The sequence below is a fragment of the Streptomyces sp. NBC_00258 genome, from assembly GCF_036182465.1.
In the GTDB taxonomy this organism is placed as follows: Bacteria; Actinomycetota; Actinomycetes; order Streptomycetales; family Streptomycetaceae; genus Streptomyces.
Genome location: NZ_CP108081.1, coordinates 1,785,269 through 1,805,549, shown reverse-complemented (window position 1 = coordinate 1,805,549; position 20,281 = coordinate 1,785,269). Strand labels below are relative to the sequence as shown.

15 protein-coding genes are annotated in these 20,281 nt (G+C 69.8%); 10 read left to right on the top strand and 5 right to left on the bottom strand.

What is annotated here, in order from left to right:
• Nucleotides 1-58: 58 nt before the first annotated feature.
• Nucleotides 59-1,549 carry a carboxylesterase/lipase family protein gene (locus OG718_RS08435; protein WP_328843788.1) on the top strand — a complete coding sequence of 497 codons (1,491 nt, stop codon included), beginning with the start codon at nucleotides 59-61 and terminating at the stop codon, nucleotides 1,547-1,549.
• A gap of 170 nt (nucleotides 1,550-1,719) precedes the next feature.
• Here the strand turns inward: OG718_RS08435 and OG718_RS08430 are convergent, their stop codons facing one another.
• Nucleotides 1,720-3,252 carry a DUF4419 domain-containing protein gene (locus OG718_RS08430; RefSeq protein ID WP_328843787.1) on the bottom strand — a complete coding sequence of 511 codons (1,533 nt, stop codon included), beginning with the start codon at nucleotides 3,250-3,252 and terminating at the stop codon, nucleotides 1,720-1,722.
• 51 nt (nucleotides 3,253-3,303) lie between these two features.
• On the opposite strand from OG718_RS08430, the gene OG718_RS08425 reads away from it, so the two are divergent.
• Entirely contained in the window at nucleotides 3,304-4,287 is a 984-nt protein-coding gene (locus tag OG718_RS08425) for a phosphotransferase family protein (RefSeq protein WP_443054947.1), read from the top strand.
• Between the two features lie 34 nt (nucleotides 4,288-4,321).
• Here OG718_RS08425 and OG718_RS08420 read toward each other — a convergent pair whose 3' ends face one another.
• Nucleotides 4,322-5,038, bottom strand: coding sequence for a FadR/GntR family transcriptional regulator (locus OG718_RS08420; protein WP_143641648.1), 717 nt, complete (start codon nucleotides 5,036-5,038; stop codon nucleotides 4,322-4,324).
• 220 nt (nucleotides 5,039-5,258) lie between these two features.
• Here OG718_RS08420 and OG718_RS08415 point away from each other — a divergent pair, with 220 nt between their 5' ends.
• From OG718_RS08415 to OG718_RS08400, 4 genes are all read left to right on the top strand, one after another.
• Nucleotides 5,259-6,482, top strand: a complete 1,224-nt coding sequence (locus OG718_RS08415) for an aminotransferase class V-fold PLP-dependent enzyme (RefSeq protein WP_328843786.1) — start codon at nucleotides 5,259-5,261, stop codon at nucleotides 6,480-6,482.
• Nucleotides 6,483-6,601: 119 nt separating this feature from the next.
• A complete protein-coding gene (locus OG718_RS08410) occupies nucleotides 6,602-7,906 on the top strand; it encodes an ABC transporter substrate-binding protein (RefSeq protein ID WP_143641650.1) in 1,305 nt (434 codons plus the stop codon).
• Between the two features lie 2 nt (nucleotides 7,907-7,908).
• Nucleotides 7,909-8,904, top strand: a complete 996-nt coding sequence (locus OG718_RS08405) for a carbohydrate ABC transporter permease (protein ID WP_143641651.1) — start codon at nucleotides 7,909-7,911, stop codon at nucleotides 8,902-8,904.
• Nucleotides 8,901-9,737 (top strand): carbohydrate ABC transporter permease, encoded by an 837-nt coding sequence (locus tag OG718_RS08400; protein WP_055611961.1) that lies wholly within the window; start codon nucleotides 8,901-8,903, stop codon nucleotides 9,735-9,737. The genes OG718_RS08405 and OG718_RS08400 overlap by 4 nt, the downstream gene beginning before the upstream one ends.
• 95 nt (nucleotides 9,738-9,832) lie before the next feature.
• Here the strand turns inward: OG718_RS08400 and OG718_RS08395 are convergent, their stop codons facing one another.
• Nucleotides 9,833-10,297 carry an SRPBCC family protein gene (locus tag OG718_RS08395; RefSeq protein ID WP_143641652.1) on the bottom strand — a complete coding sequence of 155 codons (465 nt, stop codon included), beginning with the start codon at nucleotides 10,295-10,297 and terminating at the stop codon, nucleotides 9,833-9,835.
• 336 nt (nucleotides 10,298-10,633) lie between these two features.
• Nucleotides 10,634-12,583 carry a rhamnogalacturonan lyase family protein gene (locus tag OG718_RS08390; RefSeq protein WP_328843785.1) on the bottom strand — a complete coding sequence of 650 codons (1,950 nt, stop codon included), beginning with the start codon at nucleotides 12,581-12,583 and terminating at the stop codon, nucleotides 10,634-10,636.
• Nucleotides 12,584-12,942: 359 nt separating this feature from the next.
• Here OG718_RS08390 and OG718_RS08385 point away from each other — a divergent pair, with 359 nt between their 5' ends.
• Nucleotides 12,943-14,019: a LacI family DNA-binding transcriptional regulator gene (locus tag OG718_RS08385; protein ID WP_143641653.1), complete on the top strand. Its 1,077-nt coding sequence runs from the start codon at nucleotides 12,943-12,945 to the stop codon at nucleotides 14,017-14,019.
• Between the two features lie 112 nt (nucleotides 14,020-14,131).
• On the opposite strand, the gene OG718_RS08380 is transcribed toward OG718_RS08385, so the two are convergent.
• Nucleotides 14,132-16,990, bottom strand: coding sequence for an ABC transporter substrate-binding protein (locus OG718_RS08380; RefSeq protein ID WP_328843784.1), 2,859 nt, complete (start codon nucleotides 16,988-16,990; stop codon nucleotides 14,132-14,134).
• Nucleotides 16,991-17,138: 148 nt separating this feature from the next.
• Between OG718_RS08380 and OG718_RS08375 the strand changes: the two genes are divergently transcribed.
• From OG718_RS08375 to OG718_RS08365, 3 genes are all read left to right on the top strand, one after another.
• Nucleotides 17,139-17,858: a hypothetical protein gene (locus OG718_RS08375; protein ID WP_328843783.1), complete on the top strand. Its 720-nt coding sequence runs from the start codon at nucleotides 17,139-17,141 to the stop codon at nucleotides 17,856-17,858.
• Between the two features lie 207 nt (nucleotides 17,859-18,065).
• Nucleotides 18,066-18,509: a hypothetical protein gene (locus tag OG718_RS08370; RefSeq protein WP_306935838.1), complete on the top strand. Its 444-nt coding sequence runs from the start codon at nucleotides 18,066-18,068 to the stop codon at nucleotides 18,507-18,509.
• Between the two features lie 252 nt (nucleotides 18,510-18,761).
• Nucleotides 18,762-20,276 (top strand): FAD-binding oxidoreductase, encoded by a 1,515-nt coding sequence (locus OG718_RS08365; protein WP_328843782.1) that lies wholly within the window; start codon nucleotides 18,762-18,764, stop codon nucleotides 20,274-20,276.
• Nucleotides 20,277-20,281: the final 5 nt, after the last annotated feature.

The following is a 20,281-nucleotide window of genomic DNA, read 5'->3' as shown; positions in this document are numbered from 1 at the left end:
CAGTCGACATAATACATCTGACCCATAACCTTGGGTCCACTCGAGGGAAGGAATCGTCATGTCCGAACAGCCAAAGGTACGGACCGCGGAAGGCGTGGTGCAGGGGCGCCGGCGGCAGGGGCACGCGGTGTTCCGCGGCATCCCCTACGCCCAGCCCCCGGTCGGAGCGCTCCGCTTCGCCGCACCCGCGCCACCGCACCGCTGGGAGGGGACGAGGCAGGCGGTCGAGTTCGGCCCCGTGGTGCCGCTGTCCCTGCCGATCGACGTGCCCCCGCAGGGCACCGACTGGCTGACGCTCGACGTCGGCACTCCGGATCCCGGCGCGGCGGGACTGCCGGTCCTGGTGTGGATCCCCGTGGGCGGCTACCTCTCGGCGGTGTCGAGCGACCCGATGTACGACCCGGCGGCGCTGGCCGAGGCGGGAGTCGTCGTGGTGACCATCAACTGCCGCGTGGGCGCGGAGGGATTCGCGTTCCTCGACGACGCGCCGCCCAACCGCGGATTCCTCGACCAGATCGCGGCGCTGGAATGGGTGCAGCGCAACATCGCCGCCTTCGGAGGCGACCCCGGCCGGGTCACCGTGGGTGGGCTGTCCGCCGGGGCGGGCTCGGTCGCCGCCCTGCTGACGATGAAGTCCGCGCGCGGCCTGTTCCGGCGGGCCATCGCCCATTCGGTGCCGGGGCTGCACAGCACCCCCGCACTGGCACGGGAGGTCACCGCCGCGTTCGCGGACCGGCTCGGCGCGGTGGCCCCCACCGCCGAGGCCCTGCGCGACATCGACCCGTGGCACCTGGCCGCCGAGCTCACCTCCTTCAACGCCGGTCTCCACGCGCACCGGGAGAACTGGGGACGCCTCACGGAGACCGGCACGGCGCTGTGCCCCGTCGTCGACGGCGAGGTCCTCCCGGAAACGCCCTGGGCCGCGCTGACCGGCGCCCGCGCGAGCGGGACCGAACTGCTCGTCGGCCACACCCGGGACGAATTCCGGTATTTCAGCGTCATGAGCGGACGGCACGGCACCTTCACCGAGGAGGACGCCCACGCAGCCCTGGAACTGCTCGCCCCGCGACCGGACGGCGCGCGGGCCTACCGTGCCGCGTTCCCGCAGGCAGGCCCGGAGGAGCTGGTGGAGACGGTGTACTCCGACGCCCTCTTCCGCATGCCGTCACAGAAGCTGGCCGAGGCGAACGCCGCAGCCGGCGGCACCTCGTACCTGTTCGAACTGAGCTGGGTCACCCCGGTCCTCGGCGGCATCCTCGGCGCCTGCCACAGCCTCGACGTGCCCCTGGCGTTCGGCACGCTGGACAGCCCCGTCGGCACCCAGCTCATCGGCGGGGAGCCAACTCCCGAGGCCGTCGCGCTCTCCCGCGAACTCCAGGAGGTATGGGTTCGCTTCGTCACCACCGGCGACGCGGGCTGGTCCGCCCACCGGCCCGGCGGGCACCTCACCCGCGTCCTGGACGCCGAGTCGAAGACTCTGCCCTACCCCGAACAGGCATCCCGCCAGATCTGGGAAGGCCACTCCCCCGCCCCCTTCGATCATTCGTAACTGTCCGGGTCGGCTCCTACGACTGCGACGCCGCCACTCACCTGCCCATCGAGGACAGCGTGAATTGGCGTACAGCCAGGCAACACCCGGCCCGCTTGGCATCAGATCCCACCCGAGGGTGACGGACGACGTCAGCGCCGGTTCCCGAGCCCTGTATCCGGTCGCCTCGGTCAGGCGATACCGCGGTCCAGTTCGTCGAGTCGGCCGGTCTCCAGGTGCGCGATGTCACCGCCCGAGTCCAGGGCCGCATCGAGGAGGAGAGCGAGTGAAGTGCCGTACACCGGGACCTCGTTCGGCTCGTCGACGAGCCGGCGGCGCGGGCGGTTCGTTTCCGCGGCGTCGGACGGTACTTCCTCGACCCGGCAGACGACCCAATGGGTCGTCCGTGTGCGGGAGTTGTCGACCGCGCCGAGGCTCCGGCCGTCCGCGAGGTCGATGACGACGGCGATCGAATGCGCGCGGTGGCCGCGCCACACCGTGCGGCGCTCGGCGATCGGCCGGAGCCGCCAGGCGCCGTCGAACAGCGTCGCGGAGCCGACGCGACTGTAGAGCGCCACCACGTCCGCGCACCCCTCGAACCAGAGCCCGTCCGGCGACTGCGCGGGGGTGGTGGCATGGTCGCGCACGATCCGGTCGATCACGTCGTCCATCTCGACCGCCGCCGACGCGAGATGCCAGCCCGCCACCGGCCGCAGCGACCCGTCGTCGTCCTGCCCGACACCCACGAGTCCGGCGTGCAGGGCGACCGCTCGATTGTCGCCCCCCACCCGGTCGTTGATGTGGACGACCAGCCGTGACAGGGTCGCCGGCACCTCGTCGCTGCGCACCCCTGGGCCCCGGTAGAACATGCCGTCGAGGGTCAGGTCGCGTGGTTCGTCGAGAGGAAGTTCCAGCAGTGGATTCGGCTTCGCGACGGCACCGTGGCGGGTCAGGTACGGATAGAACCGCGCGATCCACCCCGTGACCACCTCGCCGCCATAGGCGTCGACCGGACTGTAGATGCGCTGCCAGAACGCGGTGTCCACGTCGCCTGTCGCGGCACGCACGAACTGGTCGGCTATCGGGACGAGCGATCGGCACCACGTCTCCGGGCCCAGGTCGGCGACCGCGTCCAGCCGTGCGTGAATCCGCTGCCAGTCCTCGACCGTGCCGGTCAACGTGATCGACGGGATTCCGCACACGAAGGTCATCCACACCGCGAAGTACGGCGCGTACGCGTCCAGCATGACAATGCGTCCCGCTACCCGCTCGACGTCGGTACTGGTGGAGAAGTCGCACTCGAAGAGGTCGGCGTTCGTCCCGGTGTCCTTGATCTCCGCCGCGAGCAGTTTGTGGAACAACTCCACGGCGTCCTGCCAGGAGTTCGGGTCGTGCGGCATCGGTCCGTCGACGGCCACGGTGAGCCGCTTGCGACCGGCGTGACGCACCAGCCGCGGCCGCAGTTCCTCGGCATGCAGACGGATGTGCTGGGCGAGGCCCTGCGCGATGGTCAGCCACACCGCGTCCGGAGTCAGCACGAGCCGACGATGATCGGCGAACGCACGCCCCACCGCCCCGAGCAGCGGATGCACACCATTCGGCTCGACAACCGGCGTATTCGGGTCCCCACCGACCGCGAGCGCACCCACAACAAGTTCACCGAGAGGCCGGGTGGGCAACGGCTCGACTGCGGGCGTCACATCGTCGATCTCGAAGGTCACCATCGCGCGATCCTATGGAGTTCCGGGCTCCTCGGTGATCAGTAGGCTGTTCCCGTGGACGTGGGGGAGCATGCGGACGTCGTGGGTGCCGGAGTGGATGATCGAGGCTGGTCCAACACCCGTGCCTGGGTGGAGAAGACGCTGGGCGAAGGCGATCGCATCAGGGCCGTCGTCCCGCTGCGCGGCGGCTGGACCTCGCGGATGCGCCGTCTCGACATCGAAGGGAAGGGCGAACCCCGGTCGTTCGTCCTGCGGTCGTTCGTCAAGCCCTTCTTCGTCAAGCACGCGCAGGGGCTGCTCACGCGCGAAGCGGACATGTTGAGGTTCCTCGCGGAGACACCCGTGCCGGCCGCCGACTTCCACGGTGTGGATGCCCTGGCTGCGCACTGTGACCACCCCTCGCTCCTGATGTCCTGGCTGCCGGGAAGCGTCAGGCTGGACGACGAGGACGTGCCGCGCAGGACCGAGCTGCTGGCTCGACAACTCGTCGACATCCATGGGCTGTTCGTGCCGACGAGGTCACGGCCGCGTACGTACGAGGCCTGGACGGCACCCGATCGCGTGCGGTTGCCCGAAGGCACGCCGCGGCCCGAACTGTGGCGACGAGCCGTGGATGTCATCCGTCGTCCGCCCCCGCCGTACCGGTCCTGTTTCCTGCACCGGGACTTCCATCCCGGCAATGTCCTCTTCACCGGCCACGGCGCCGACTTGGCGGTCACCGGTGTCGTGGACTGGGTGGAGACGTCCTGGGGCCCGGCCGACCTGGATGTGGCACACTGCTCCACCGCGCTCGCCCTGCTGCACGGCGTCGACGCCGGAATGCGCCTGGCCGACGACTACTCGGCGGCCGGGGGAGTGCTCGACGGGGACCACGGAGGTCACCTGTACTGGCGTCTGCTGGATGCCCTGGCCTTCGCGCCGGAGGCGGAGAAGGTCGCCGGGCCCTGGCGGGAACTCGGCCGGCATGACCTCACGCCCATGACGCTCACCCATCGGCTGGAGGACTACCTCCGGGCACTCTTCAGCCGCTACGGATGACCCCGCCCGACCGTGCTCCGAGAACGAGCGGCCGTCAGCCCCGGGAGTCCTCCGGCCCTCCGTCGTTCTCCTCCACCGGTGGCATGAAGGCTCGCAGCCATCGTTCCGTCTGGGCGACGTGGGCCTCGGCGGCGCCGGCGGCGGCGCCCGGGTCGCGGTCGGCGATCGCTGTGGCCAGGACCCGGTGGTCGGCGTCGCTCTTGCGTCGCATTTCCGGGCCTTCGGGGAGGGTGAAGACCTGGTACTTGCGGGAGCGGGCGCGGAAGACCGCGAGCAGGGAGGCGAGTGTGGGGTTCTCGGCGGCCCGCGCGACCTCCGCGTGGAAACGGTGGTCGAGCTCCGAGGCCTCGGTGGGATCCTCGGTGGCCTCCATGGACTCGATGAGCGAGTAGAGCGTTTTCACCGTCTCGGGGGTCCGGCGCGCGGCGGCTTTGGCGGCCACGTGCGCCTCCAGCACCCGCCGGATCTCGTAGACCTCCAACAGGCCCGACAGCGGCAGGAGTTCGAGAGTCAGAGAGAGACTTCCGATGACGTCCTCCGGCCGGAGCTGGGAGACGTATGTGCCCGATCCGTGCCGCGGCTCCACAACGCCGAGCGCCGCGAGCATCCGTACGGCCTCGCGCAACGGACCCCGCGAGACGCCCAGTTCCTCGCCGAGCTCGGCCTCGGGCGGGATGCGATCCCCCGGGCCCAGACGTCCCGTCGCGATCATGTGACGCAGACCGTGGAACGCCTTGTCGACTGCGGACATCCGATTCCTCCCCTGACGGGCCGGCGGCACCACCGAAACCCTCGGGCACTGTAGTCAGTCATCTGATGTCTCGGACGTATCGGCCGGAAGTCATCTGATGACTTTCGCTGCATGACCCTTGCGAGGCCGGAAAACGCCTGCCAGGATGCCGAGTCATCATACGTGTCGCCGTCATCCTCTGATGTCTGGTGGCACTCGGGTTCGGTAGATGTGGAGTGATGTGAGCGAGACCGAGGTCACCACCGCCCCGCGTCCCCTGCTGCTGGCGGACGGCCGGCCCGCCGCCCGGGCGTGGTCGCTCGATCCCGTCATGAAGCACCTGAACCACGGTTCGTTCGGGGCGGTCCCGCTGGTGGCGCAGGAGCGGCAGAACGAACTGAGGGCCGAGATGGACAGCTCCCCGGTGGTGTGGTTCCCCGCGCTGCCGCAGAAGATCGCCGACGCCCGGGTCGACCTCGCCGCCTTCCTGCGGGCCACGCCCGACGACCTCGCCCTGGTGCCCAACGCGAGTGCCGGAGTCAGCGTCGTACTCAACGCTCTCCCGCGCCGCCGCGGCGGCGCGATCGTCGTCACCGACCACGGCTACGGAGCCGTGACCATGGGCGCCGAACGACTGGCCCGCCGTTGGGACGGCGAGGTCCGTACCGCCCGGGTGCCGCTGGACGCGGACGAGGAGCACGCGTACGAGGCCGTGATGGCGGAGGTCGACGACGCCACGGACCTGATCGTCGTCGACCAGATCACCTCGGCGACCGCCCGTCGGATGCCGGTGGAGCGCATCGGTGCGCAGGCCGGGCGGCTTGGGATCCCCCTGCTCGTGGACGGCGCGCACGCCCCCGGCCTGATCGCCGCCCCGCTGGACGGCCTGACGTGCGACTTCTGGGTCGGCAACCTGCACAAGTGGGGCTGCGCACCGCGCGGCACCGCCGCACTGGTCGCACGCGGCGCGCTGCGCGAGGACCTCTACCCGCTGATCGACTCGTGGGGCGCCGCCGATCCCTACCCCGACCGCTTCGACCAGCAGGGCACGGTGGACGTCACCGGCTATCTCGCCGCGTCGACGGCACTGGACTTCGTCGACCGCACCTGGGGCTGGGACACCGCACGCCAGTACATGGACGACCTGGCCGGCTACGCCGAGCGCCTCGTCGGAGCCGCCTTCGCCGGACTCGGCGCCGTCCCCGGCACCGTCGACGTGGGCATGCCCGTTCCTGGTATGCGGCTCGTGCGACTGCCCGAAGGGCTGGCCGCCAGCCGGATCGAGGCGGACGCGCTGCGCGACCGCGCGGCCCGCGAACTGGGCGTGGAGGCGGCCTTCACCAGTTTCGACGGCATCGGCTACATGCGGCTGTCCGCACACGTCTACAACACCGCCGCCGACTACGAGTACTTCGCCGAGGACTGCGTCCCCGTCATCGGCGAATGGGCCCGTGCGGCCCACTGACAGCCCGGCGCGTCGACGGCGCGACACCGCGCTTCCCCGACAGCACGGCCCCCGACAGCACGGCTCACGGCCCCGAAGCCGCAGCCGGCGCGCCCGTATCCAAGGAAGAGGACGGCACGATGAGTAGAAGGACGGCAGCTCTCGCCCTCGGCACAGCCGCCACCATGGTCCTGACCGGCTGTTCCGCCATGAGCGGCGGAGAAGCCGACGGAACGGTCACCCTCAACATGGTCGAGAGCCTGACTAACCCCGCCCGCACGGACCTGCTGAAGAGCCTCATAGCGGACTTCGAGAAGCAGAACTCCAAGATCAAGGTCAATCTGATCTCGCCGCCCACCGAGCAGGCGGACCAGAAGATCCAGCAGATGCTCCAGTCCGGCAGCGGCGTGGACACCCTCGAAGTACGGGACACCACCGTGGGCCCGTGGTCGAACAACGGGTGGCTCCACGACATGAAGAAGGACCTCAAGCCCTGGAAGGGCTGGGAGGCGATGACGGAGAACGCCGTCAAGGCCTCCGAGACCGCCGAAGGCAAGACGTACTTCGTCCCGTACGGCTTCTACGGCCTGAGCGTCTTCTACCGCACCGACCTGATCAAGGAGGCCGGCTTCGACAAGCCTCCGGCCACCTGGGACGAGCTTCTCGAACAGGCCTCCGCCATCCACGATCCGGCCGAGCGCCGGTACGGGTACGCCTTCCGGGGCGGGGCCAACGCCAACGGCAACGCCACCGCCGTCATCGAGGCGTACGTCGCCGACAAGATCGACCCCGCCGACGGCTTCAAGGTGAAGGACGGCAGCACGATCTTCGCGGCCCCTGAAGCGGTCGACGCGATGAAGACCTACCTCAAGCTCTTCAAGGAGGCGTCTCCCAAGTCGTCGGTCTCCTGGGGCTACCCGGAGATGGTCGAGGGCTTCTCCAACGGCTCCACGGCCTTCCTCCTGCAGGACCCGGAAGTGATCGCCACCGTCTCGGAGTCCAAGGCGATCGCGAAGGACCAGTGGGACACCGCTCCGCTGGTGGCGGGGCCCAGCGGCAAGACCGTACAGCCGCTCGCCACCGCCGGCTGGGGGATCGCGGACGGCAGCAAGCACAAGGCAGAGGCCGTCAAGCTGGTCGAGTTCCTCTCCGAGGGCAAGGCGTCGACGGCCTTCACCAAGAAGAACAGCCTGGTGCCGATCCTCAAGTCGGCGACCGAGGACCCCTTCTACAAGACCGGCCCCTGGTCCAGCTACGTCACCATGACGGAGAACCCGGACACGTACCTCAACGTCAGCCAGCCGCGCGGCGTCGCCTGGTGGGCGGAGTGGCAGCAGAAGGCCGACGCGGACATCCAGAAGATGGTGCTGGGCAAGACGACTCCCGAGAAGCTGCTGGACGGCTGGGACGCGTACTGGACCGAGAAGCGGCAGCAGGAGAACTAGCCATGCCGACCGCGTCCGACACGACGGAAACGACGAAAACGGCGTCGGCGGGGTCCTCCGGAACAGGGGGCACCCCGCCCGGCCGCGGCGCACAACGAGGCCGCCGCAAGCCGGAGTTCACCGCCCGGCGCGGCTTCCTCATCGCCGCGTTCATGGCACCGGCCGCGGTCTTCGTGGCGGTCTTCACGTACTACCCGATGATCGCCGGCAGCCAGATGGCCTTCCGCAACTGGAAGCTGACGGACCTGACCGACACCTCATGGGTGGGCCTGAAGAACTTCCGCGACGTCTTCGCCGACCCCGCCTGGGGCACCGTGCTGGGCAACACCGGGATCTGGGTGTTCGGGTCGATCGTGCCCCAGTTGGTGATCGGCTTCGCCCTCGCGCTGTGGCTGCGCAGGAAGTTCCGCTTCCGGGGCCTCTACCAGGCGCTGATCTTCTTCCCCTGGGCGATATCCGGCTTCCTCATCGGCATCCTGTTCCGCTGGATGTTCAACAGCGAGTTCGGCGTCGTCAACGACCTGCTCCAGAAGGTGGGCCTGATCGACGAGCCGGTCGCCTGGCTGGCCGACCCGAAGACGGCCATGTTCGCCGTCGTGGTAGCCAACATCTGGTACGGCGTCACCTTCTTCACCATCATGATCCTGGCCGCGCTGCAGTCCATCCCCGAGGAGCTGTACGAGGCGGCGGCGCTGGACGGCGCGGGCAAGGTGCGCACCCTCTTCCAGATCACCATTCCGTACATCAGGGTCACGCTCGCGCTGACCGTGCTGCTGCGCGTCATCTGGATCTTCAACTTCCCCGACCTGATCTTCGGGATGACCGGCGGCGGGCCGAACAACGAGACGCACATCGTGACCACCTGGATGATCAAGATCACCCAGCAGGGCGACTACGGCAGGGCGTCCGCGCTCGGGCTCATCGTCGTCGCCACACTGCTGGTGTTCGCGGTCTTCTTCCTCCTGGCCACGCGTGAGAAGCGAGAGGTGAAGTCGTGATCGGCAAGGAGTCCACGGCGGGCCGGGCCACCAAGTTCACCTTCCTGGGGCTGTGGCTGGTCTTCACGGTCTTCCCGCTCTACTGGATCACCATCACGTCCCTGAAGGCGCCCGGCGACATCTTCGCCTTCCCGATCGCCTACTGGCCCGAGCACTTCTCGCTGGAGAACTACAGCGGGCTCTTCGGGAAGGCCGACTTCGGTGTCTACCTCACCAACAGCCTCATCGTCGCGTTCGTGGCGGGCGCGGTGGCCACCGCGATCTCGATGCTGTCGGCCTATGTGCTGGCCCGCTTCGAGTTCCGCACCAAGTCCGCCCTGCTGATGGCCGCGCTGGTCACCCAGATGATCCCGACCTTCATCGCGCTGGGACCGCTGTACCTGCTCATGACCGACCTCAACCTGGTCGACAACAGGCTCGGGCTCATCCTCGTGTACGTCGCCGTGTGCATCCCCTTCTGCACGGTGATGCTCCGGGGCTTCTTCGAGAACATCCCGGACGCGTTGGAGGAGGCCGCGATGATCGATGGCCTGTCCCGGTTCGGAGCACTGTTCCGGGTGCTCCTGCCGGTGATGCGTCCGGGGATCGTGGCCGCGTTCATCTTCAACTTCGTCAACTGCTGGAACGAGCTGTTCCTGTCGGTGACGCTGATGAACAGCGACAGCAACAAGACCGTCCCCACGGCCCTGAACGGCTTCATCTCCAGCTTCAACATCGACTGGGGATCCATGTCCGCGGCCGCGGTCCTCACCATCCTGCCCACGATGGTGCTGTTCGCCTTCGCCAGCCGTCACATCGTGCAGGGGCTCACCGCCGGTGCGGTGAAGGGCTGAGGGACTGACGACCGAGGAAAGACGGCCTGAGGCTGAGGTCAGAGGGCTGCGGGCGGCTTCGGAGAGTGGGCGCGGGGCGCGCAGGACCGCGTGGCTCAGCCGCTGCGGCCCTCCAGCGCCGCCGCGATGTCTTCGAGGTCCTTGGCGATGGCCTTGCTGACCGCCCGCGCGCCCAGACCGCCCATGATCTTGGCAAGCAGGCCCGCGACCCCACCCGACGCCACGGCCGAGAAGGTCATGCGGACCGTCGTCGTCACCGGACCGTCGGCTCGCAGCACCCACTCCGAGATGTAGCGCGAGCCATGGGACTCGGCCTCCACCACATACCGCTCGGGCGGGTCGCTGGCCGTCACCCACATCTCCTCGGTGGCGTCCTTGCCGAACATGCGCCGCGTCTCCCGCCACCGCGTGCCGACGCCGAAGGCGCCCTCCGTGAGGACCTCGACCTTCGAGACGCTGCTGAGGACGTGCTGCATGCCGGCCAGGTCGGTGATGGCCTCCCACACCGGTCCCTGGGCCGCGGCGATGCGCCGTTCGACGACGACACTTCTGCTGGTCATGGTTCCCATGAAAGCATCAGGGTCGGACAATGGCCTGATGACCGCCTCGACGCGTACGTGCTCGTCGCGCTGCGCGCAGGCGCCTACGGTTTCCCGCTCAAGGACGTGCACCACGCCGAACCGCTGCACGGCGTCCGGGCAGTGACCGCGGGCGAGAGCCCGCTCGCCCCGTCCGCGCCCCGGCTGCTCGTCGCTGCTCGTCGGTCACTCCGCGGCCGGGCCGGACATCGGGAGCCGGGCCGGAAGCGGCTCCCGCCGGCTGGACAGGCCGACCGGAAGCCGACGGAACGTCCTCCCCGGCCGGCGCAGGGACCGGGTGCGCGCCGAGAGGCAGTCCTACCTGCGGGAAGCGGCCCGTTCGACTGGTGCTCCCGTGGCGACGGAACCGCCCGCCGCGTAGGCGATGTTCGGCCGAGGCGGCCTGGCCATTCCTGCTCCGAGGAAGTAGTCGGGGTGGTGGGACTGCATGTACCCCTTGAACGTCATGGCGTTCCGGTAGGCGGGATTGTGGGCCAGTGCGTAGAGCCGGGTGTTCGTCGGCTGGTTGGTGGAGAAGATGATCAACTCGTCGTAGGACGCGTTGGTGTACACGGCCTCCTCACGCCAGTCGCCGAGGATGTCGCCGACGAAGGTGGGACCGCCCTGGGCGGCCGTGACCGCGCCGTGGTTCCAGGTGCTGACCACCCGGGGCAGACTGCCGCTGGGCGTCGGGCGCGCAGGGTCCCACTTTTCGATCTTGCCGTCGTTGAGCAGCTCCATCGTGAGGTCACCGTCCCACCACAGGCCCAGCTGCGGCCACGGGCGCAGCGACGCGTTCGGTTCGGTGAGCCTGTTGGCGGGCGCGTTGTACAGGCCGGAGAAGGACCAGACCTCCATGCCGGGGAAGCGTGGGTCGACATCGCCCGCCATGCCGCGTCCGATGTCGGCGGGGCCGCCGTTGTGTTTCCAGACGACGGATCCGCTCGCGGCGTCGTAGTAGTAGTCCAGCAGGCCGTTCGGGTTGTCCTGCTGCACGCCGTAGCCCTCCAGGCCCGGCCGGCTGGGGTCCATGTCGGCGATGTGGAAGCGGTCGCCGTGGACGATGCCCTGGGGCGCCATCGAGTAGCGCAGGGAGCCGTTGCCGTTGAGTACGAACCCGATCTCGGCGACCTCGTCCGTCCCGTCACCGTTGACGTCGACGGCGCGGGTGTTGTGTCCGTCGGGCGCGTCCTGGTTGCCTCGCTCCCACGTCCACTGGCGGTCCAGTGAATCGCCGTCGAACTTCCAGGCGCCCATCATCAGGTTGAAGGCTCCGTCGTCGCGCCGGTTCTTCATGTAGGCGACCAGGCTCGGCGTGGTGCCGTTGAGGTACGCCACCCCGAGACGCGCGGCCATCGGACCGTCGCCCAGGTAAGTGGTCGGCACCGCGGACCAGTTGCGGAGCGCCCCGGTCCGCCCGTCGAGGACGGCCATGAACTGACGCGCGTCGTTCTCGTGCGTCCAGGTCGTCCCGTCGCCGAACCTGACCCCGTCGGCGATCCGTACGGCGACCTCCGCGCGGCCGTCGCTGTCGAAGTCGAAGACCGTGACGCCGTCCCAGTGGCCCAGGTCGATCGCGGACGACCCCGGTTCGATGTTGTCCTGGTTCTGGCTGTTCGGCCCCATGTCGACGTCCCAGAGGAAGTCGCCGTCGCTGCTGTAGGCCTCGATCTTCTGGGGGGAGGTCTGTCGGTCCACCACGTAGTCGTACTCACCGTCGCCGTCGAGGTCGCCGACCCAGACGAACTTCACCGGACCGCCGGAGCGCAACGGCACACGGACCACGGGTTCCTTGGCATGGTCGGCCGTCAGGGCGAAGGCACCGCTGGGCGCCTGCTCCTGCCCGTTGACGACCGGAGTCACTCGGTAACTGTTGGACCGAGTCAGGTCGGCCGTGGAGTCCACGTAGTTGGTCCCACCGGTCAGGACGCCGGCGTTGAGCCTGGCGTACGCGCCGCCGCCGGTGGACCGGTACACGTTGAAGCCGATGCCCTCCGGGTCGAGCCCCAGCAGCCGCCAGGAGACGAGGACCTGGGTGTCGGTGGAGCGCACCGCCACGACCCCACGACCGAGATTCTCCATGACGCGCGCCGCCCGCACCGCTGTGTCGCCGGCCGTGGCACCGGCTGTGGATGTGGTGGTTGCCGTGGACGCGCCGGGCGAGGCGGGGCTCGCGGGGCCGACGGCCAGAGCGGCGCAGACGGCCAGGACCGCCGAGACGGTGACAGGCACCCGGTGGGCGGCTCGCCACCGATGCGTTAAGTGCATGACAACCTCCTTGGGTTGCTGGTGGATGAGCACGTGGCGCGGGGTGCGGAGCGGACTTGACTGCTTGTGCTCGCCTCACGGGTTTGAGCCTGGGGCCGGTCGGAAGCCCCGGAAATCCTGAGAGAGTTAAACCGTTTACACAGTCGCAATGGAAGCAGTGTGACGAGTACGCGTCAAGGTGATGATGAGGCTGTTGAATGGAAATGCGGATGGTGACACGCATCGAGCGCCGTCCGATCAGGTCGGCGCCCAGACGGGAGAAGTCCACGATCCACGGCCTGCGTTGACGCGTCTGGCCGCGTGCGGGACCATCGGACGGAAACGGTTACATGTGGGTGTGATGGGAGACGGGAGGCCCGATGCCTGGCCGGATCGCGCCCGACGACGGGACGCCCCGCATCGCGACGATCCGCGACGTGGCTCAACACGCAGGTGTCTCGGTCGCCACCGTCTCCCGGATCCTGTCCGGCACATACCCCAGCGCCCCCGCCACCCGCGCCAAGGTCCTGCGCGCCGTACGCGAGCTCGACTATGTGGCGAACGCCCACGCCAGAGGACTCGCGGGTGTGCGGCCCAAGAGCGTGGCCATCGTGGTCAACTCCGTTGTCTCGCCGCACTACGCCCACGTCGCTCAGGGCGTGCACGAAGAGGCCGCGCGGGAGGGCAGGCTGTGCATCGTCGGCACGACCGGCGGCGACCCCGAGAGGGAGCTGGCGGCCATCCGGCTGATGCGTCAGGAGCAGGCCGAAGCGGTGATTCTCGTCGGGAACATCGTCGTCGACGACGCCTACCGCGAGCGCATGGCGAACTACGCCCTCGCCCTCGCCAAGGCCGGTTCGCAACTCGTGCTCTGTGGCCGCCCTCCGCTGGGGCCCGACGTTCCGGCCATCGTGGTCGAGTACGACAACACCGCCGGCGCCCACGCCATCACCAGCCACCTGCTCTCCGCGGGCCACCGGCGCATCCTGTTCCTGGGGCGTCGCACCGGATACACGACTCCCGACAGCAGAATCGCCGGCTACCGCGCGGCCCTGGCCGCGTACCGCGTCCCGCACGACCCCGACCTGGAGGCCGACGGCACGATGGTGCGTGACGAGGGCTACCGCATGATGCGTGAGCGGCTCGACAGAGAGGCACGAGACTTCACCGCCGTCTTCGCCGGCAACGACCTCATCGCCGCCGGCGCGCGCGATGCGCTGCGCGAGCGCGGGCTGCGCATCCCGGACGATGTCTCGATGGTCGGATTCGACGACCTTCCCCCGGCGGCGGACGTCGACCTGACGACCGTTCACGTCCCGCACGAGGAACTGGGCCGTACCGCCGTGCGGCTGGCGCTGAGGAGCGGGACGCCTGGTGTGGCTCAACACGTCCTGTTGGGCACCCACATCGTGGTCCGTGACTCGGTAGCTGTGCCCGCAGGCCCATCGCTCCCGTGAGTGACATGGTCGCTCGACCCTGGTCCGAGCCCCGCAATGTCGTCGGCGGGAGCCGTGAGCGCCGCGCAAGGACGTGCGGACCCCGACGATCGCCTCGGTCGGCGAACGGCTGTCACTCGGTCACATACGCGTTGAGCGGCGACAGCCCGTCCAGGTCCACCTGGAGCCCCTTCAGCCTGGAGCTGTAGAGGAACGTGCGCACCGGCACGTACACCGGAATGGCCGCCGCCTGCTCCATCACCCGGCGGTCGACGGTGGACCACTTCTCGCCCGCGGCCGCCAGGTCGGCCGTCGCGTTGGCCTCGTCGATCGCGTTGTTGACCGCAGTGCTGTTGAGCCGGGAGAAGTTGGAAGTCGTCGGGAAGGTGTAGCGGCCGTCGAAGGAGTCCGGCAGAAACGCCGACGCCAACGGGAGGCCGCTGATGTTCATCGGCAGACGGGCCAGGTCGTACGCGCCGTCGCCCACGTTCTCGTAGATGTCGGATACGTCGACGTTCTTCAGCGTCACCCGGAAACCCGCCTTGTCCAGGGCCTTCTTCACGGCTTTCGCCCGTGCTTCGTCGGCCGTCGTCGCGTAGGCGACGGTGAGGGCGAATCCCGTCTCGCCGGCCTCGGCGAGCAGCGCGCGGGCACGGGCGGGGTCACCGTGCTCCCCGGCCCCGTACAGGTCGAAGTCACGCGAACCCGGGATGCCGGGCGGCATGAGGTGGTGCGTGGCGACGCCGTCCTCGCCGCTCGCGGCCAGGACGTCCGCCGCCGGATACGCGGTCGCGATGGCCTGACGGACCTTCAGCTTCGGTACGCGTTTGGTGTCGACCGAGTACGCGTGGACGTAGGGAGCCGGTGAGGTCACCCGGACCGTGCCGCTGCCTGTGGCGCCGTCCGTCGTGCCCAGTCCGTCCTTGTCCAGCGAGCCGGAGAACGTCATCACGGCCGACTTCGAACCGGCCGTGCGGATCCGGGACTTGATCTCGTCGAGGGTCAGCGAACCGGTGACCTCGTAGCGGTCGGGGTACGCGGTGCGCACCGGGTCCGTGTCCGCGCGCCACTTCGGGTTGCGGGTGAGCGTGAGGTTCTTGGCGCCGCTGAAGGAGTCGACCTGGTACGGGCCCGTCGACGGCAGGAGCGTGGAGGTGCCGGAGATGTCGGCGACCCGCTCCGGCATGGGTGCGCCGTTCGGGCCGGCCAGGACGACGTTGAAGTCGGGGTGGGCGCCGTCGAGGTGGAAGATGATCGTGCGGTCGTCCGGGGTCTCGATGACGCCCGGCGGCATCTCGTGCTCGCTGCCGATGCCGTCCGCGTCCTCCGGACCGAGCAGGAAGTTGCGCAGGGTGCGGTCACCCATCGGGAACTTGTCGGGGTCGAGGGCGCGCTTGACGGCGTACGCGAAGTCCTGGGCGCGTACGGGCGATCCGTCGTTGTAGGTGAGGCCCGGTTTGAGGGTGAACGTCCATTCGCGGCCGTCCAGCGACGGCCGGCCGGTGTCCTCGGCGAGGTCCCCGACGAGTCGGACGGAACCGTTGGGCAGGGTTTCGAGGGTGGTCAGGCTGCGGTAGACGAGGCGGGAGATCATCCGGTCGGTTCCGGACCACATGTTGCCCGGGTCGAGAGTGGTGATTCCGCCCGGTTCGAGGACCGTGACCTTGCCGCCCTTGGTGGCGCCACGCACCGCAGGAGCGGGGCCCTTGGCGTCGGCGCCGGAGCCGAGTGTGAGGGTCTGGGTCTTCGCCACCGGGGCCACGGTGCCGGCTTTCGGCGCGTCCGGGCCGCTCTTCCCGCTGCCCTCGTCACCGTCGTCGCCGCCGAAGGGCTGGACGACCGAGAGTACGACCACGAGCGCGGTGACGACCGCGGAGGCCGCGATCCACGTGACGCGCCGCCCGCGCAGGCGAGCCGCCGGGGGAGCCGGCGGCTGCTTCGGCAGGGGTGGCGCGAGCAGGTACGAGGTGGGGTCAGGGCTCGTGGTCGCGGCGCCCGCGGCGAGTTGCCGCGGGGCTGGGGCAGGCGCGGGGTGCTGCTGTTCGGGGGATGTGTGGGCCGGGCCCTCCGGTGCGGTGGAGCCGGAATGCTGCCCCGGAGGCGGGATGCGATCCCGGACCCCGTCCGCAGTCTCGGCGGAGGCAGGGACCCGTGGTGCGGGCAGCGCCAGTCTCTCGAATGCCGCCCGTGCCTCCTCCGCCGTGGGCCGCTGATCGACCGGCTTCGCCAGCATCCGCCCCACCAGCTCGTCCCACTGGGGGGCGAGCCCCGGACGCCGTACCGACGGCTTCTCCGGTGTCTCGTACACATGGCTGTGCATCAGGGCGGGCGCCGACGTCGAGTCGAAGGGCGGTGCGCCGGTGAGCATCTCGTACACCGTGCAGCCCAGTGCGTACACGTCCGTACGGCCGTCGTCCGCGCCTCGCGTGAAGCGCTCGGGCGCCATGTAGGGGAGGGTGCCGATGGGGGAGTCGGTGGTTGCGGTGAGCCGGCCGCCGGCCGCCGCGTCGAGGAACTTGGCGATGCCGAAGTCAAGCACCTTGACCGTGCCCTCGTCCGTGAGCATCACGTTCGCCGGTTTGATGTCGCGGTGGACGATGCCGGCCCGGTGTGCGGTCGCCAGGGCCCGGCAGACCTGTGCCGCGAGCTCCGCGACCCGCTCCGGTGGCAGCGGCCCCTCGGTCAGCAACTCGCCCACGGTCCGGCCCGAGAGCAACGGCATGACCAGGTAGGGGACTTCACCGTCCGCCCCGTGGTCGAAGACCGGCACGATGTACGAGCTGTCCAGTGCGGCGGCGGCCCGCGCCTCCCGTCCGAACATGGCGAGCAGCCGCTCCCGTTCGGCGCCGGCCGTACCCGGCGGCAGGCTCAGCAGCTTGACGGCCACCGGGCGTTCGAGCCGGGCGTCCCTGGCCCGCCACACCACACCCATACCGCCCGCACCGATCCGCTCCGTGAGCGTGTACCGGCCGTCCAGGACCGTGTCGCGCATCCCCGCCCCCACTCGCTCAAGGAATCAGCGGTCTCAATGTACCTACGCACAACCGGAGTTGAGCGGTTCCCGAGTGAGGTCCGGGGGCTTGCGCGACCGATGCGGACGTCCCATGCTGGCCGCAACGCCGAGGCAGGGGGGCCTTGAGATGCGATACGGGCGCGTCGTACGAGCTGCTGCCCTACTGGGTGTACTGGTGTGGGCGGCCGGCTGCTCGGACGGCGACGACGAGGCGCGCGGATCGTCGGCGTCACCAACCGTGTCGGCCCCGGCCACGACCGGGACCCCGTCGAGCAGTTCGTCCAGGCCGGCGTACTACGACAACGACGACAACGTGCTGATGGCCAAGGGCGACTGCTACGGGCCCCCGAGGGGTGACGGGCAGGGTCATGCCGTGGAGGTGCCCTGCGACGACCCCGACGCCATCGGCAAGGTCCTCAAGCGCGTCGAGAAGAAGACGACCCTGTACACCTACACCGACTGCTCCGACTCCACGGACGACGTGCTGGGCATCAGCGGCGATCCCGGATGGGAGGTCGCGGGCTCGCGTGACTACGCCGAGTACGCGGTGGGTGAGGGTTATGCCTGCGTACGCAACCTCAAGGCCCCGCACCCGGGCGAACCGGGCGAAGGCGGTATGGAGATCCGCGTCGGTGACTGCCTGGAGGCTTCGGACACGGGAGACAGGTACGAGGAGGTCCCCTGCGAAGGGGAGGTGCTGCCCGACGTCAAGGTCATCGGCCAACCGGACCTGGACAACAACTGCCCGCGCAAGGACGACACTCGGCTGACGGAGGAGTCCATCCTGGACGTGGCCGGGCTGGGGGGCGGTCCGGACTACTGCGCAAGGGCTTTCGCGGACCCGTGACAAGGCGCGCGCCACCGGATCCCAGTTCCGCGCAGGGCCGTCGAGCCTCAGTCGCTCCGGCCCCTGGCGAGCGCCCGGAATCGGCCAACGGGAGTGCCGTCGAGGACGGAGTGGGAGAATCCTCTTCCTGGGGCCGCGCGCTACGGCCATGGGACGGTCGGTGCATCTCTCCGTCGGCGCCCGGGAGGACCGGAAGGAACCGTCAGCGTGATCGAGTGGGTTTCTCTCAGCGTTGAGGCAAGGCCCGTCCCTCGGCCGGTCGCGACCCCGCTGGTGTGGGCCGCGGCTTTCGGCGGTGCCCTGTTGCTGGTGGCAACCCTCAACACCCTCGTCGGCCCCGACCGGCCCGCACTCGCGCTCACGGCGCTGTCCCTGCTCGCCGCCCTGCTGGGCGGGCGCTCACGCTTCACCGCGGCACCCGGAACAGCCGCGCTGTGCTGGCTGTTCCTCAACGGCTTCGCCATCCCGCCCCTGGGCACCCTCAGCTGGGCCGGACACCGCGACACGTTCTGGCTCGGCTGCCTGCTCGCCGCAGCCCTCGTCGGCACAGCGGTGGCGCGCCTTGCCCATGCCCGCGCCGCCTACCGCCGCATAGCCGCGGGAGCCGGCCCCGCGGCGTGGGAACCGGGCGAGCGCCCGGAGGACGCCTGACCGGCACGAGGACGCCTGACCGGCACAGGGGCACACAGAGGCGTCGTACTGGGCGCGCTTCCAGGGGCCGGACGGCCTTGATCGTCTCTGGCCCGTTCGCATGAAGCCTGCCTGCCCCGGGGTGTCAAAACCCCTTCCCCACCCCGCCCATCTACATCGTGAGCCCTGCCCGGGCTGGAGGATCCTGCGCATCGCGCGTGCACGACTGCCATGCCTGCGGCGTCCGGACACCATGTGCGAAGGGGCGTACCTGTGCAGACTGGCCGACGAGATGTCCTGCGTACCGGAGGGGCCATCGTGGCCGCCGGGGCCGCGATCGCGCTGGGCGGCGCAGACGGCCCGGCGTTCGCCGCTGCCCGCCGGACCTCCCTCGCCGGGGGAACGGAGCCCGCCGCCTGGCGCGAGCTGGCCAGGAGTCTGAGCCCGGCAGCCCGGCTCTACCGGCCGGGGCAGCCGGAGTACGCGGCCCGGGCGACGGTCGACAACCAGCGCTACGCGTCCGTGCGCCCGGCCGGGGTCCTCGCCTGCGCGACGGAGAGCGACGTACAGACGGCGGTGCTGTGGTGCGCGAAACACGGAGTGCCGCTCGCTCCGCGCTCCGGCGGTCACAACTACGCCGGCTACTCCACCACCCCTGGCCTCGTGATCAGCCTGCGTGCGATGAAGCAGGTCGAGCCGCGAGGAAATGAGCTGCGGCTGGGCGGGGGCGCCACCAACTCCGACGTGTACGCCGCCCGAGCCGCGAACCTGTACTTCCCCGGCGGCCGTTGCCCCGAGGTGGGCGTGGCGGGCCTGACTCTCGGCGGCGGCCTCGGCTTCAACGACCGCAAGTGGGGCCTGACTTGCGACCGGCTCACCGAGACCCGTCTCGTACTGGCCGACGGCGCCCTCGTCCGCGCGGCCGAGGACGAGAACCCGGACCTGTTCTGGGCCTGCCGCGGCGGAGCGGGCGGCAACTTCGGCATCAACACCGCGTTCACCTTCGCCGCCGTACCCGTGGGCAGGCTGCGCGCCACCGTCTTCCACCTCACCTACCCCCTGCACGCGGCCGTCGACGTGCTGGCAGAGCTGCGGGACATCCTCGACACCGACCGGGACAACGACTTCGACGTACGCATCGGCTTCAAGCACGCCGGGGACGGCACGGCCACCCTCGCCCTGCTCGGGCAGCGACTCGGCGACGAGGACGGACTGCTCCGCCGGTTCACACCTCTGCTTCGCCTGCGTCCGGCCCAGGCGGTCATCGAGGAACGCGGTTTCTGGTCCGCGCAGGAGTTCCTGATGGAAACCCCCGGCCCGAAAGAGGCCTACGCCTCCAAGTCCCTCGTCCCCAACCAGTGGCCGAGCCCGGACACCGTGGCGGCCATCGCCGACTGGACCCGCAACTGGCGCCCGGGACCGGGCCGTGGCACCGGCTACGTGACCCTGTTCGCCATGGGCGGCGACACCGCGACACGACGACCGGACGAAACGGCCTACCCCCACCGGGAAGCAGCCTTCGTCATCGACATCGGCACCCACTGGAAGCCGGCCACCCGGCCCGCCGAAGTGCGGGGCCTGCTGGAGCAGACCCGCGCCGCCCATCACATGCTGCGCCGTCACTTGAACACCGACGCCGCCTACGTCAACTTCCCCGACCCGGACCTGCGCGACTGGCGGCACGCCTACTACGGCGCCAACTACGACCGCCTGGTCGACGTCAAGCGCCGGTACGACCCCGCCGCCCTGTTCCGCTACCAGCAGGCCGTCGGCCGTCCACAGCCCTGATGAGC

Coding starts and splice junctions, on each gene's coding strand:
- OG718_RS08430 (WP_328843787.1), bottom strand. CDS start 3,252: ATGGTGACCTTCGAGATCGACGATGTGACGCCCGCAGTCGAGCCGTTG.
- OG718_RS08420 (WP_143641648.1), bottom strand. CDS start 5,038: ATGTCCGCAGTCGACAAGGCGTTCCACGGTCTGCGTCACATGATCGCG.
- OG718_RS08380 (WP_328843784.1), bottom strand. CDS start 16,990: ATGCGCGACACGGTCCTGGACGGCCGGTACACGCTCACGGAGCGGATC.
- OG718_RS08410 (WP_143641650.1), top strand. CDS start 6,602: ATGAGTAGAAGGACGGCAGCTCTCGCCCTCGGCACAGCCGCCACCATG.
- OG718_RS08385 (WP_143641653.1), top strand. CDS start 12,943: ATGCCTGGCCGGATCGCGCCCGACGACGGGACGCCCCGCATCGCGACG.
- OG718_RS08375 (WP_328843783.1), top strand. CDS start 17,139: ATGCGATACGGGCGCGTCGTACGAGCTGCTGCCCTACTGGGTGTACTG.
- OG718_RS08435 (WP_328843788.1), top strand. CDS start 59: ATGTCCGAACAGCCAAAGGTACGGACCGCGGAAGGCGTGGTGCAGGGG.
- OG718_RS08395 (WP_143641652.1), bottom strand. CDS start 10,297: ATGACCAGCAGAAGTGTCGTCGTCGAACGGCGCATCGCCGCGGCCCAG.
- OG718_RS08405 (WP_143641651.1), top strand. CDS start 7,909: ATGCCGACCGCGTCCGACACGACGGAAACGACGAAAACGGCGTCGGCG.
- OG718_RS08390 (WP_328843785.1), bottom strand. CDS start 12,583: ATGCACTTAACGCATCGGTGGCGAGCCGCCCACCGGGTGCCTGTCACC.